Source organism: Bradyrhizobium sp. CAR08 (assembly GCF_052871955.1).
The window spans coordinates 259,619-272,460 of the sequence record NZ_JBIXJX010000008.1; the positions used below are offsets into that span (position 1 = coordinate 259,619).

Here is a 12,842-nt window from a genome sequence, read left to right on the forward strand (position 1 = left end):
ACGAGGTGTCACACGGGCAGGAAGGGGGGTCAAGAAATCAAAATATCGTTTCACTGTGTGAAATGATCATCGCCGACCTGCAGGAGAACCCGGCGCAGCAAGCTTGGCACCGAGCGCCTCGGCAAGTGCGGAAGCGACCTTCTTCATCGGAGGTACGAAGCGCCGCACACCGTCCTCCAGACCGACCGCCTCGCGAAGCATCATCACGTTCATGCTGCCGAACAGGCGATTCCGCAAAACGACCGGTACGCCGATCGCCCACACTGCGCCCCCGAAGACGCGGCGGCTGTAGGTCTCGTCCATGACTGCGAACCCCGCGCTACGGATCGTGCGCAGCACTTTGGCAAGTCTGCCGGGATTGCGCGCCAGATCGTTCCAGGGCTCCGGACCAAGGGCCAGCCGTGCGGCAATGCGCTCCTGCTCGGCGGGTTCGCAGAAGGCGAGATAGGCGCGTCCCATCGAGGTGCCGAGGACGGGAAAGCGAAAACCCGGCGGGCGGCTGAACAGCAGCGATCCATCGACGCGCGTCGTGTGGGCGATGACCATGGACTCCTGATCGAGCACCGCGATGTCTGACGGCCAATGGATCTGCTTGCGGAATTTGTTCAGGATGGGTTCGGCGATGCCGCCAATCCAGGTCGGCTCATCATAGCCTGCGCTGAGCAGCAGCGCCCGTCCCGTCGGCGCGTAGCTGGCCGGCTCGGTACGACGTACCACATAACCTTCATGTTCCAGCGTCTCGAGCATGCGGACGATCGTTGACTTGTTCAGCCCCGTCGCCTTGTGCAGCGAGCCGACGGTCGACTGCCGTTCCTGATTGATCACCCGAAGGACTTCGAGGCCCCTGGACAACGCGATGACGGGACGGAACGACGTCATGCCAACTCCTTGTGATTGCCTGTGCCGCTAGCCGATGAAGCAACAGCCGGAGGGACAGGGCAGCGCGCTCGACGCCATCGCCACCGATTGCGGGAAGGTTGGCATGAGTCAAGCTCGCTGACGCGTTCATCTCGGTTTCGAGAAGGGCGGGATTCGCAGTCAATTCGATCGCTTGCTGTGCCCAGCGGCAATTTAGTTCCTGTGGTCAAGCTGGATTGTGCGCTCCCAGCCTCGTGTGGACGGTAGGGCGCTGCGACGTCACGTGACTATTCCTCGCGAGCCACACCGGCTATAGGATGGCGCTCTGTCATCGAACTGTCATGTTACCGTAAATGCTGAAGTCAGACGCAACGCCGGTTCGCAAGGCTCCGAGCGCGCGGGATGGAAATCCTGTTGCAAGGGAAAACAAGAGAACGCAAGTCGTTGCTGGCTTCTTCAGGCAGCGTGAGCCGGCCGAACTCGTCGCGGAACCTGTGATCGATCAGACGCCATTGCAAGACGCGGAACCGGCAACGGAACCACTGCGGTCGAGCGCTGCCGCGCATGGTGCCGGTGAGATCGAGCTCAAGCTTTTCGTCGATGCCGATCGCATGGCGCATTTCAAGGCCGCGCCTGTGATCGCGATGAACGCGCGCAACAAGGGCGCGCGCAAACATCTCAAGTCCGTCTATTACGACACGCCGGAGCGGACGTTGCGTCGCCACGGCTTGAGCTTGCGCGTTCGTCAGAGCGGCGCGCGCTTCGTGCAGACCGTGAAGACCGATGCGGTGGACGATCCGCTCCGCCGTGGTGAGTGGGAGATGAGGGTACCGTCGCTTGCGCCCGATCTCGGTTTGGCAATGCCGTTCATTCCCGAGAAGCTTCGCGGCAATCTGGAAGCGCAGCCGCTCGAATCGGTCTTCACCGCCGATGTCCATCGCCATGCGCGGCCGATCGAACTGCCGTCAGGCACGGTCGAGATCGCCTTCGACCAGGGTGAGTTGACGGCCGGCGACCGTTCACTGCCGGTGAGCGAGATCGAGCTGGAGCTCAAGAGCGGCAGCGCGAGCGCGGTCTACGAGATCGCGCTGCGGCTCGCGGAGCACGGCGACGTAAAGCCGTCCATTCGCTCCAAATCGGCACGCGGCTTCGATCTTGCCGCCGACAAGCCACCCTCGGCGCGGCGTCCGCGAAAACTTCGTCTCGATCCGTCGGTGACATTGGACGAGGCGTTCGCGACAATCCTGCGTTCCTGCTTCCTCCATTTGCTTCAGTCGCTGCCGGCGGCCGAGGATGGCCGCAATCGGGAAGGAATCCATCAGCTGCGCGTCTCGCTGCGCCGGCTTCGATCGGCGTTGGATCTGATGGGGTCGGTCGGCGCGCTCAGCAATCTCGATGCGCTGCGGTTGGAAGCCAGATGGCTGGCGCAAGAGCTCTCCGCTGCGCGCGACTGGGATGTGTTCCGGCTCGATACCTTGCCGAAGATCGCAACAGCCTGTCCGTCGGTCGCGGGCTTCGATGCACTGGGCCTGGCTGCGGCCGGGCGCCAGTCCGACGCCTATCGCAAGGCGCATGGCGCCCTCGAAGATCGCCGCTGCGCCATGTTCCTGCTCGGCCTCGGCAACTGGATCGAGGCGCGCGGCTGGCGCAACGACGTCGCCACCGAGGATCTCGGCCAGCTCGCCGAACCCGCGGCCGACTTCGCGGCACGCATCCTATCGGCGCAATACGCCAAGGTGCTCAAGCGCGGCCGCCGCTTCAAGTCGCTTTCCGCCGAACAGTTGCACCGCCTGCGGCTCGCGACCAAGCGGCTGCGCTATCTCAGCGAGTTTCTGCTGCCGCTGTTCGCAGACCGCAAATCCACGCGAAAATTCTCGCGAAGGCTCGCCGGCTTGCAGGAGCAGCTTGGCGCCGTCAACGACATGGCGGTTACGGCATCATTGCTGGACGGGCTTGATGCCGAGCCCGACGGCACCATCGCCGCGGCGGCGATCGCAGGCTGGCAGGCGCGCGCGTCGATCGGGGTGCAACCCGTCCTGCAAAGCACATGGCGCGATTTCACCGTCGCGCGCGTGCCCTGGTCGCGGCAGGCGCCGCAGAACTAAGCGAAGTACACCCTAAAAAAGTTGCGGCCAGCCATTGGGGGATGGCTGGCCGCGCGCGAACCGGTCTGGGACGGGGAGGGGTGGGGATGTGACCGGGTCGCGTATCTCTTTCGTTTGTCTCTACTGATCCCTTGCGCTGGCGGTGGAGATCGCCGGCTTGGTGTCGCCGAGCGAGACCCAGACATTGGGATCGCTCTGCGACTGGCGCTTGACGAAGCGGTAGCCGGTCTCCGTCCAGGCAACGACGTTCTCGTTCTGATTGTCGAGAACGAACTCGCCCTTGTCGGTCTTCACCGTCAGCACCGCGTGTCCTTCGCCCTTCTTGTCGCGCACGACGGTGATGAGCAGGGCCTCGCGCGGCCATCCGGCATCGATCAGCATCTTGCGCTTCAACAGCACGTAGTCCTCGCAGTCGCCGTAACCGTCCGACGGCAGCGACCACTTTTCGATCACGCCCCAGTGCTCCTGGTCGGTCAAAGGCTTGACGGTCTCGTTGACCCAGCGATTGACCTTGACGAGGTCGCGCCATGCAGCCTGCGACATCACGATGTCACGCGGTTGCGTCGGTGCGCCCTGGCACTGAGCGGCATTGTCCGCACAGAACTCGACCCAGCCGATCGGCGCACGCGTGGTGTCGCCGAGGCTTGCGTAGAGCAGACGGCCTTCGCCGGCCTGCGCTGCCGCGCTCATTCCGAAGAGCATGGCGGCGAGCGCCAATCCCTTCCCCTGTCCCCTGAAATGAAACATTGCGGCCCCCGTTTCTTGTTGGGACCACATTGCGCAGGCAGCTTTTGAGTTGCCGCTAAGTCAGTCAAGTCAAGTCGAGACGAATGCAAGTAAAACACGCGGCGAATTCGATCTATACTTGAGTCAAATTTGAATAAAATTCGATATGACTGCAATTGATTCAAATTTTATGGATTAACGCGGAAACGCTAGCGGAACCGTTGTTTGCACGCTCCCGCAGCCTCCGCGTTAACCCGCGCGAGCCTCGACGCCACTCATGAAAAAGGCGGCGTCCGCATCGCGGAGGCCGCCTTCAGTACTGGAAATGCAGTGGTTTTGGTGCCTTCGCGCTTTACCGCGCGGTAACGCTCTCTTCGAGAGTTTCAATTGGCTGCGAATGCATGAACTCGAGCGCGAAGCCATCTTCGAGGTTTCGGACCACGCGGCCCTGCACCCGGCCGAGCAAAACCGTCGATTTCAGCGGGGGGCGGTTCTCCGCGGCGATGGCGGCGCCCGACAGCGAGAGGTCGATGATGCGGCAGGTCATCTTGGTGCCGTCCTCGAGCGTCAGCACCGCGATCGGATTGCGCGGCACGATACGATCGTGGCGGCGGTCTTCCGGCAGATTGAGGATGTCGCGGTTGGCGAGCCAGGTCAGCTGTGCCGCAAGCTTGTCGCGCTTTCGCGGCGTGGCACCGACCGTCATGGCGAAGCCATTGTCGATGATGCGGGTGATCTTGCCCTCGACGCGCCCGATATGGTCGAGATAGGCGACCACGCGGTCGCCGACATTGCCGATGCCGGGGGCCAGCAGTGCCAGCCCGCCCGGCGACATGTTGATCACCTGGCAGGGGAATTCACGGCGGTCCGGCAGCATGTAGCGGCCGAGCAGGTGAACCTTCACCCGCTGGAAACGCCGACGTTCCTCGGCGGCCGGAAGAAATTTTTTGTGCGCCAACGCCATTTTCACAACCCGACCCCCCGCCTGGCGGAGTCCGGGACGACCCTAAGGTGCACAGGGTTAATGCCGCGTTAGGATCGGGCGCGGCGATGACGAACAGACACAATGCGTTCGAAAAGCCACATCAGGGGCGGGCAGGCCAGCACTGTCAGCGCGCCGAGGTCAAGCGCGACCGCGGCCGTGCCGGCCGATTTGGCGAGCCGGCCCGCCACCGCCGGTCCCAGCATCATCGCGGCATAGAAGAGAGTGTAGAACACGCCCATCCCGATCGCCCTGGTTTCCGGCACGAGCACGCGGGCGGTCAGGCTCATGATCGGCCCGGCCGGATGGCCGCCGATCAGGCCGATCAGGACGAGGATCGTGATCACGGCGTCGGACCGGGTCAGCCAGGCCAGCAGCCCGGCCACCACCAGGCTGGCCACGATCGCCAGCACGAACGGCCGCTTGAAGCGATCGGCGAGATAACCGCCTGCCGGCACCGAGATCACCGACAGCCACATCACGAGGCTGATCGCCGATCCCGCCGCGGCAATGCTCCAGCCGCGCTCGGCGAGCAGCGAGGGGCCGAACGAGAAGATCATGGCGAAGCCGACATTATAGAGGCCCCAGATCGCACCCGCGACGATCACCGCCAGAAGCGCGAGCGGATCAAGCCGCCCGGAGCCGGTCGTGCTGGCGGTTGCTCCCGGCGGCGATTGGTAGAACGTGATCAGCACAATGCCGATCGCGGTGAGCGCGCCGGCCACGAGGAACACTGCGCCCGCGCCATAGGCCGTGCCGATCGCCGGCAACACCAGGAGCGAGATCGCAACGCCGGCCGGCCAGGAGTTGACGAAGATCGCCATCGCGGTGGCGATCTCCTTCCCCGCGAACCAGTCAGTGCCCATCTTGGTGAGCTGCACGGTCAGCAGCACGCCGCCGGCGCCGGAGGCGAGCCGGCCCGCCATCTGCCATCCCCAGACGTCGGTGGTGGCCATGACGAGGCTGCCCGCCGTCATCAGCAGCAGTGCCAGGATCGTGGTCGGCTTGTCGCCAAGCGTCCGGCCAATCGCGCCGCCCGGCAGCGCCAGCACGATGCCCGGTGTGAAATAGAGTCCGATCAGGATGCCGATATCGGCGAGCCCGACGCCGAAGCTCTGCTGCAGCAGCGGCGCGACCGCGGCCACGCTCTGGAACTGGAATGCCATGGTGAGGCGAACGACGAACAGGATCGCAAGTATGCCCCAGCGATTGCGCAACGCTTCATCTCCCCAAACCCTATATCAAGCGTGCGGTGGGGAGACGCCGGAGTCAACCGGCCGTCTTCCTCGTCGCGCGCCCATAGAGAAGACATAGCAGCGCCAGCAGCACCGCGGCTGAGAGCCCGAGCGACCAGTGAATGCCGATCGCCGCACCGAACAGTCCGACCGTGATGCCGCTGAACGCCCGCATCCCGAGCCCCGCCATGTTGTAGAGGCCGACGACGCGACCGCGAATGTCGGACGGCGCGTTCAACTGCACCAGCGCCTGCGCCATGGTATTGAACGACAGCTCGAAGAAGCCTGCAAAGAACAACAGCACGATCGCGACCGGATAGATCCGCACCGAGGCGAAGCCGAGCAGCGCCACGCTCCACAGCATGGCGAGCATGATCGCGGTGCGCGGCGTGCCCTTGAGCCGCCCCCAGGATTCCAGCGCGATGCCGGCGAGCAGTGCGCCGGCGGCATCGGCCGCGAGCAGCACGCTGTAGGAGATTCCGGGATCGCCGTGGCCGAGATCGCCGGCAAAGCCTGGCATCTGGGCGTGATAGGCATTGCCGATCATGAAGGAGGTGAGGCCGGCAAGCCAAGTCATCGCCGTCAGCACCGGCTGCGTGCCGATGGCGCGGATGGTCAGCATGATGTCGGCAAGGCCGCGCACGGCGAAGCGCCGCACCGCGACACTCTTGTCCCGCACCGGCGCCCAGAACAGCCACAGCAGCATCGGCAGATAGAACAGCGTGTTGAAGATAATGCCATGCGAGGTGCCGAGCGTCAGCATGATAATGCCGCCGACGGCAGGTCCGACCAAAATGCCGAGATAGCGCGCCATCGCATTCAGCCGCACCGCGCTGGGAAGATCGGCCGGACCGACGAGATCATAGAGCAGCAGCTGGTTCGGCGTCTGCCACAACACGCCGGCGCAGCCATGGATCACCAGCAGCAGCATGGCGTGCCACATCTGGATGGTGTCGGTGATGAAGAAGAAACCCCATCCAGCCGAGGCCACGATGAACAGCAGCATGCCGCATTGAATGATGCGGCGCGGATCCACCCGGTCCGCCAGCCCGCCAACCGCGACCGAGAACAGCAGGAACGGCAACCAGTGCGACAGCACGGCAAAACCCGCCAGCGCCGGCGAATGGAATTTCTGGAACACCACCCAATAGCTGATCACATGCTCGATATTGTCGGCCATCATCGCCAGCACGTAAGCGATGAACTGGAGCCGGTAGGGCACCGACCTCATCGCTGCGAACGAGCCGGACGCGACCACGGGATTTTGAGGGAGGGGGTTCAAGCGGGCACCTGGGGTGGGACTTTGGCGCCGTGCCTACACGTTCGCCGTCGAGCGCTCAAGGCACTTGGGTGTGTGGAGACCAGGGTCCCGTAGCCCGGATGAGCGAAGCGATATCCGGGAATGCTGGCCCCGCATGTCGCTTCGCTCATGCGGGTTACGAGACCGCGGCTTGGCAGCAGCGCGCATCTCACATACGCTTCGCTTCAGCCCGCACCAATCAATCATAACAGACGGGCAGCGAGGACACGCCATGGACCAGATCCGCGTCTGCACTCACGCAGGGCCGGGCAGCGAACCCGTTATCCGCACCGTGCCGTGGCCGAAGGTCGGCAAGAAGGCCGCGCTGATCAAGGTCGGCGCGTGCGGCGTCTGCGGCACCGACCTGCACATTCTGAAGGGGCATTGGCCGAAGCCGCTGCCGTGGCCGTTCACGCTCGGCCATGAGCTCGGCGGAATCATTGTCGAATGCGGCGACGAATTCACCGAGGACTTCATGAGCAAGCCGCTCAAGGTCGGATCAAAAGTGATGATCCCGCCGCTGATGCCCTGCGGCCGCTGCTATTACTGCATCCATTATCCCCAAGTCGCCAACAAGTGCCTGACGCCGGTCTATTACGGCCGCTATCTCGGCTTCGACAAGGCGCCTCACATGTGGGGCGGCTGGGCCGAATATGTCTATGTCGATCTCGACATGCTGCCGGGCACCAAGATCTACAAATTGCCTGACGACATGTCGCTGCGGCTGGGCGCGCTGTCGGAGCCGCTGACGTCCTGCATCCGCGCCTTCAACCGCGCCAGCCGCGCCGGCGGTTTCACCTGGGGCGACACGGTGGTGATCCAGGGCTCGGGTCCAATCGGCATTCTCGCGGTCGCTGCCGCGCAGGAGATGGGAGCAGGGCGCGTGATCTGCGTCGGTGCGCCGGAGGAGCCGCGGCTCAAGCTCGCGCGTGAGTTCGGCGCCGAGGCGACAGTGAACATCGAGGAACTGAAGTCACCGCAGGACCGCATCGCCCGCGTGCGCGACATCGTCGGCGGCTTCGGCGCCGATCTGGTGATGGATTGCTCGGGTCACCCCTCCGCCGGCCCCGAAGGCATCGAGATGCTGCGCGACGGCGGCACCTATGTCGAGATGGGCCAGTTCACCGACGCCGGTTCGATCGACACGTCCTGGCACCGCATCTGCACCAAGGACCTCAATGTGCTGGGATCCTGGGGCTTTACCGCCAATGATCTGCCGCTCGGCGTCGACATGCTCTACCGCACCCGTGACAAATATCCCTGGCTGAAGATGCAGACGATCTATCCGTTCACGGAAGACGGCGTCGCACAGGCGGTCAGGGATGCGATGGCGATGAAGACGGTGAAATCAACCATCGTGCCGTGGCCGGAATTGGTGGAGTGAAGAGCACGCTATCGCGAAAAAAATCGTATCCGCGACTTCCATTTTACGTTGAACCAGCTAGCCTGCGCACCTCGCAAGGCCGGCAGGTGTCATGAACATTTCATCCGAATTTCCCGACGTTTCCCTCGCATCCCTTATCCCCGACATCGACCGACTTGCAGCTGACGCGATGGCGGTCTGGAAGGTGCCGGGCGCAGCGCTCGCCATCGTGCAGGACGGCAAGGTGGTGCTCACAGGCGCCTACGGCCAGCGCGACGTCGAGGCCGATCTGCCGGTCACGCCGCGTACCCAATTCGTGATCTGCTCGATCACGAAATCCTTCACCGCGACCGCGATTGCATTGCTGCATAACGAGGGGCTGCTCGACTGGACCAAGCCGGTCCGCGACTATCTGCCGGAGTTTCGCCTCTCGGATGCGGTCGCGACCGAACGCGTCACCGTTCGCGACCTGCTCAGCCATCAGTCGGGGTTACCGCGACACGACTGGCTTCACCTGCCCGGAGACCTCGCGCCGTCCGAGATGCTGCCGCTGATGCGGCATCTCGAACTGAGCCGGGACATCCGCGCCGCCTGGCAATACTGCAACCTCTGCTACAACGCCGCCGGTCTCCTCATCGAGCGCGTAACCGGCCAGAGCTATGAGGCTTTCGTCCGCGAGCGCCTGACAAATCGGCTCGGCATGACGGTCAGTTTCTCGCTCGATGAACTCGAAGCTGCACAGGAGCCGGCGCGGCCCTACAAGATCGACGTTGACACGCGGTCGCCGGCGCTGCGGCTGCCGATCCGCACCACGGCCGCAGGCGCCATCAACACGTCGGTGGCCGATCTTGCCAACTGGATGCGGCTGCATCTCGGCAGGGGCGAATTCGAGGGCGAACGCCTGCTGCCGGCATCGCTGGTGGACCAGCTGCACGCGCCGCTCGCGCCTGTTGGCAAGTCGGAATTTTCCGAGTTCGGCCACTGGCACTATGGATTGGGGCTTCAGTCCAACACGTATCAGGGCGAGCGCGTAGTATTGCAGCGGCGGCTGGAACGGCTGGGGCTCGCTGATGACGCTGGTGCCGGACGCTGGCATCGGCGTGGTCGTGCTGACGAACCGCAGTCGAAACGAGGTCACATCGATCCTGACGTGGTACATCATCGACCGGCTGCGCGGCCGGGAGCCGGTCGACTGGCTCTCACGCTTCCGCAAGATGCGCGACGACTTCATCGCTCACATTCCTGCCAACAAGGAGGTGCGCGAGAAAGCGCGTCACAGGGACACAAGGCCGGCGCATGCTTTGTCCACTTATGCGGCGGACTATGCCCATCCCGTCTTATATCGATCCGCGAGCGGGACCACGCGCTGCACTGGTCGTGGCGCGGCATGGGCGCGCCGCTATCGCACTGGCATTTCGAGACGTTCGTCACGCCAGAGATCATCGACCAACTCCATCCGGACAACCTGCCCATCACGTTCCAAACCGACCGCGACGGCAATATCGTGCACCTGTCCGTGCCCCTGGAGCCGATGGTGAAGGACATCGTGTTCGCACGCCGCGCCGCCGGCGAGTGTATAGATCCTGCGTTTTGCGAGCGATGCGCCGGGCTTTTCAAGAGCGGTGGCGTGAACCACAACGTGAGTCTCGACGCCGAAGGCCGGCTGATCCTGAAGTCCGATTTCCAGCCCGCCTATCGTCTCGAGCCGCAGCAGGGCCGCCGGTTTCGGATCGTCGAGCTGGACGGTTTTGCCATCGAATTTCGCGGAGAGGACGATCGGATTGACCAGGTCGTCTTTCATCAGCCGAACGGCATCTTCGTCGGCGACCGCTCGGTGAAGTAGGAGACGACCCATGGAGCCGCACTCAAACGACTCCCGCTCCCCCTTCAGCGCCATCCGCGCGATCGACTACACTGTCATTTTCGTGCGCGACATGGTGGCCATGCGCCGCTTCTACGAGGAGGTCCTCGCATTTCCGCTGCTGCGCGAACTGTCGCCGAACTGGATCGAATACGGCTTGGGCAGCAATACGCTGGCCCTGGCGAAGCCGGGCCGAACCGCGACTGACGCGCCGACGCCGGCGGGCAGTGCCGCGCTGCAACTGGCCTTCAAGGTCTCCGCAGCCGAAGTCGATGCGTGTGCCAACGAACTGGTACGGCACGGCGTCGCGCTGCTGTCGCCGCCGACCGACCAGTCTTTCGGGCATCGAACCCTGTTCTTCCGCGACCCCGACGGCAATCTTTTGGAGGTCTATGCGGAGATCTGAAACGCGCGAGCGGCGGGCCCGTGCACGAAAAGTTCCACCGAAAATCCGCGAGTTATTCACGCCGGGGTGAAACTTAGGCCCAGGTTACGGCTTTGAGTTCACGGGAGAGTTCATCGTGAAGCAGATCCTGAAGCCCCTGACCTACATCGCGGCCGCCATCTACTTCCTCGTGGATGCGGTCTTCATCGCTGTGGCGAGGCCAATCTCGCGCTGGATCGGGCGGCATCTCCAATTGAAGCGATTGCGCGCCTGGATCAGATCGCTGTCGCCTTATTGCTCGCTCGCCCTGTTTTCCGTGCCCGTCATCATCCTGGAGCCGGTCAAGCCCGTGGCAGCCTATCTCGCGGCAACGGGCCAGGTCCTGAGCGGGGCGGCGACTTTTATCGTCGGCGAGCTGCTCAAGCTCGTGCTGGTCGAGCGCCTGTTCCATCTCACGCGTGACAAGCTGATGCGGATTCCGGCATTTGCCTGGACGTACGGCAAGTACTCCGAGGTGAAGGCGTGGCTGCAGGCAACCGACGCCTGGCGCGCCATCCGCGCACTGAGCCGCGCGGCCAGGGACACTCTTGTGCGGGCAAGAGCTAGACTGGTCGGCGGCTTCAGCAGCCTGGTGACCTCCAGGGATTAGGGCTGCAGGCATAGAGCTGCGCTGGGCGAGTTGCCCTCTATGCGAGCTTGCGGGCCGCGGCGGTGGCCTTGTCGCCCGTGTTCGGCGTGCCGGTCGGCTCGATGAGCAGGAGATGAACCTCCTCGCGCGCGACCGGGCGATGCTCGACACCTTTGGGCACGACATAGAGTTCGCCCGGACCAAGCGTCACCGTGCGATCCCGTAATTCGATCTCCAAACTGCCTTTCAGGACGAGAAAGAAATCGTCGGTGTCGTCATGCTTGTGCCAGGTGAATTCTCCCTTCACTTTCACCACCATCACGTCGCAATCGTTGAAGGTCGTGATCGTGCGTGGGGACCAGAAATCCCCAAATGTCGCGAGCTTGTCGGCAAGCGAGATTCCGTCGGCCATGTGTTCTCCCGTTCTTCCGTGCGGCACAATTTGGGTCGAGCGATGCCAGCAGCTATTTGACATATCCCGACGATATGGCCTGCGCCCATTTCGGGTGGTCGTTGGCGAGGGCACGGGACGATGCGGCGTCCCAATCGTATTCGAGGGCCAAGAGTTCGGCCTGCCAGCCCCTTTGTCGCTTCGTGAGGATTGCATATCGCGCGTGCGGCGAGCGGTATTCCAGGTTTGCGGCAACGGGAATGTCTGCGAAGACCGGGCAACCAACGCTCCCTGGATTGAGAACCAGACAGTCATGAGGTCCGTGAACGACGGCCTGGCGGTGGCTATGACCACACAGCACCACACGCGCCGTCGGCTCACTCGCGAGGCGCATTGCCAGCACGTCGCGGCGTGCCGGTACGAAGCGGCCGTCGTCGAGCGTTTCTTCCAGCAGGCATGTCGTATCGTTCTCGGGCGTGCCGTGGCAGGCCAGGATCCCATCGTCCAGCCGTATTTGGGAAGGCAGGCTGTGGAGTGCGAGACGTTGCTCCGCAGTCAATGCGTTGCGCGCAAACAGACCCGCCGACGAGAGCTTGTCGTCCGGAAACTCCTCAATCCAGCGATCATGGTTTCCGCGTACGGTCGGCAACGACAGCGCCTCGAGCGCTTCGAAAGTCTCTTTCGGCCACAACGGGCTGGTGACGCAATCGCCAAGGTTGACCGTACGATCGACGCCACGCGCCTTGATGTCGGCCAGCACCGCCTCGAGCGCGGCAAGGTTGCCGTGGATATCGGAAATGACTGCCAATCGCATCGTCGTGCTCCCTAGTCCAATCGGCCTGAGCTTAGCCCTGTTGTGCGTCTCCGGCAGCTTCAACCGCGCATAATTTAAGCGAGGTGGCCGTGAAAATCTGCAGCCTCGCCCCAAAATCCCGCTATATGCAGTAAAATGCCCCGAAAACGCTGGATGTAGTGGGTCGAGCTGGCCAGTAAGCTTCTTCTCGGCAT

General features: G+C 63.5%; 12 protein-coding genes. 5 read left to right on the plus strand and 7 right to left on the minus strand.

Features of this window, described 5'->3' with window-relative positions; translation table 11 throughout:
* Window positions 1-66 precede the first annotated feature (66 nt).
* Window positions 67-879, minus strand: a complete 813-nt coding sequence (locus ACIPUD_RS19020) for a helix-turn-helix domain-containing protein (protein WP_018455343.1) — start codon at window positions 877-879, stop codon at window positions 67-69.
* Between the two features lie 332 nt (window positions 880-1,211).
* Between ACIPUD_RS19020 and ACIPUD_RS19025 the strand changes: the two genes are divergently transcribed.
* Window positions 1,212-2,963, plus strand: coding sequence for a CYTH and CHAD domain-containing protein (locus tag ACIPUD_RS19025; protein ID WP_247335649.1), 1,752 nt, complete (start codon window positions 1,212-1,214; stop codon window positions 2,961-2,963).
* 120 nt (window positions 2,964-3,083) lie between these two features.
* On the opposite strand, the gene ACIPUD_RS19030 is transcribed toward ACIPUD_RS19025, so the two are convergent.
* From ACIPUD_RS19030 to ACIPUD_RS19045, 4 genes are all read right to left on the minus strand, one after another.
* Entirely contained in the window at window positions 3,084-3,710 is a 627-nt protein-coding gene (locus tag ACIPUD_RS19030) for a transglutaminase-like cysteine peptidase (RefSeq protein ID WP_247335651.1), read from the minus strand.
* A 331-nt stretch (window positions 3,711-4,041) separates the two neighbouring features.
* Window positions 4,042-4,653, minus strand: a complete 612-nt coding sequence (locus ACIPUD_RS19035) for a PilZ domain-containing protein (RefSeq protein ID WP_007602573.1) — start codon at window positions 4,651-4,653, stop codon at window positions 4,042-4,044.
* A 68-nt stretch (window positions 4,654-4,721) separates the two neighbouring features.
* Window positions 4,722-5,888, minus strand: a complete 1,167-nt coding sequence (locus ACIPUD_RS19040; protein WP_446481314.1) for an MFS transporter — start codon at window positions 5,886-5,888, stop codon at window positions 4,722-4,724.
* Between the two features lie 52 nt (window positions 5,889-5,940).
* Window positions 5,941-7,188 carry an MFS transporter gene (locus ACIPUD_RS19045; RefSeq protein ID WP_256467740.1) on the minus strand — a complete coding sequence of 416 codons (1,248 nt, stop codon included), beginning with the start codon at window positions 7,186-7,188 and terminating at the stop codon, window positions 5,941-5,943.
* 250 nt (window positions 7,189-7,438) lie between these two features.
* On the opposite strand from ACIPUD_RS19045, the gene ACIPUD_RS19050 reads away from it, so the two are divergent.
* The 4 genes from ACIPUD_RS19050 (at window position 7,439) to ACIPUD_RS19065 (ending at window position 11,464) form a co-directional block, all read left to right on the plus strand.
* On the plus strand, window positions 7,439-8,590 hold the full coding sequence (locus ACIPUD_RS19050) for a zinc-binding dehydrogenase (RefSeq protein ID WP_018455349.1): 1,152 nt from the start codon (window positions 7,439-7,441) through the stop codon (window positions 8,588-8,590).
* A gap of 91 nt (window positions 8,591-8,681) precedes the next feature.
* Window positions 8,682-10,412 carry a serine hydrolase domain-containing protein gene (locus tag ACIPUD_RS19055; RefSeq protein WP_446481315.1) on the plus strand — a complete coding sequence of 577 codons (1,731 nt, stop codon included), beginning with the start codon at window positions 8,682-8,684 and terminating at the stop codon, window positions 10,410-10,412.
* 10 nt (window positions 10,413-10,422) lie between these two features.
* Entirely contained in the window at window positions 10,423-10,836 is a 414-nt protein-coding gene (locus tag ACIPUD_RS19060; protein ID WP_446481316.1) for a VOC family protein, read from the plus strand.
* A gap of 115 nt (window positions 10,837-10,951) precedes the next feature.
* A complete protein-coding gene (locus ACIPUD_RS19065; protein WP_247367996.1) occupies window positions 10,952-11,464 on the plus strand; it encodes a hypothetical protein in 513 nt (170 codons plus the stop codon).
* A 37-nt stretch (window positions 11,465-11,501) separates the two neighbouring features.
* On the opposite strand, the gene ACIPUD_RS19070 is transcribed toward ACIPUD_RS19065, so the two are convergent.
* Together ACIPUD_RS19070 and ACIPUD_RS19075 are read right to left on the minus strand one after the other, a co-directional pair.
* Window positions 11,502-11,855: a cupin domain-containing protein gene (locus ACIPUD_RS19070; protein ID WP_446481317.1), complete on the minus strand. Its 354-nt coding sequence runs from the start codon at window positions 11,853-11,855 to the stop codon at window positions 11,502-11,504.
* 52 nt (window positions 11,856-11,907) lie between these two features.
* On the minus strand, window positions 11,908-12,648 hold the full coding sequence (locus ACIPUD_RS19075; RefSeq protein ID WP_085361731.1) for a metallophosphoesterase family protein: 741 nt from the start codon (window positions 12,646-12,648) through the stop codon (window positions 11,908-11,910).
* Window positions 12,649-12,842 lie beyond the last annotated feature (194 nt).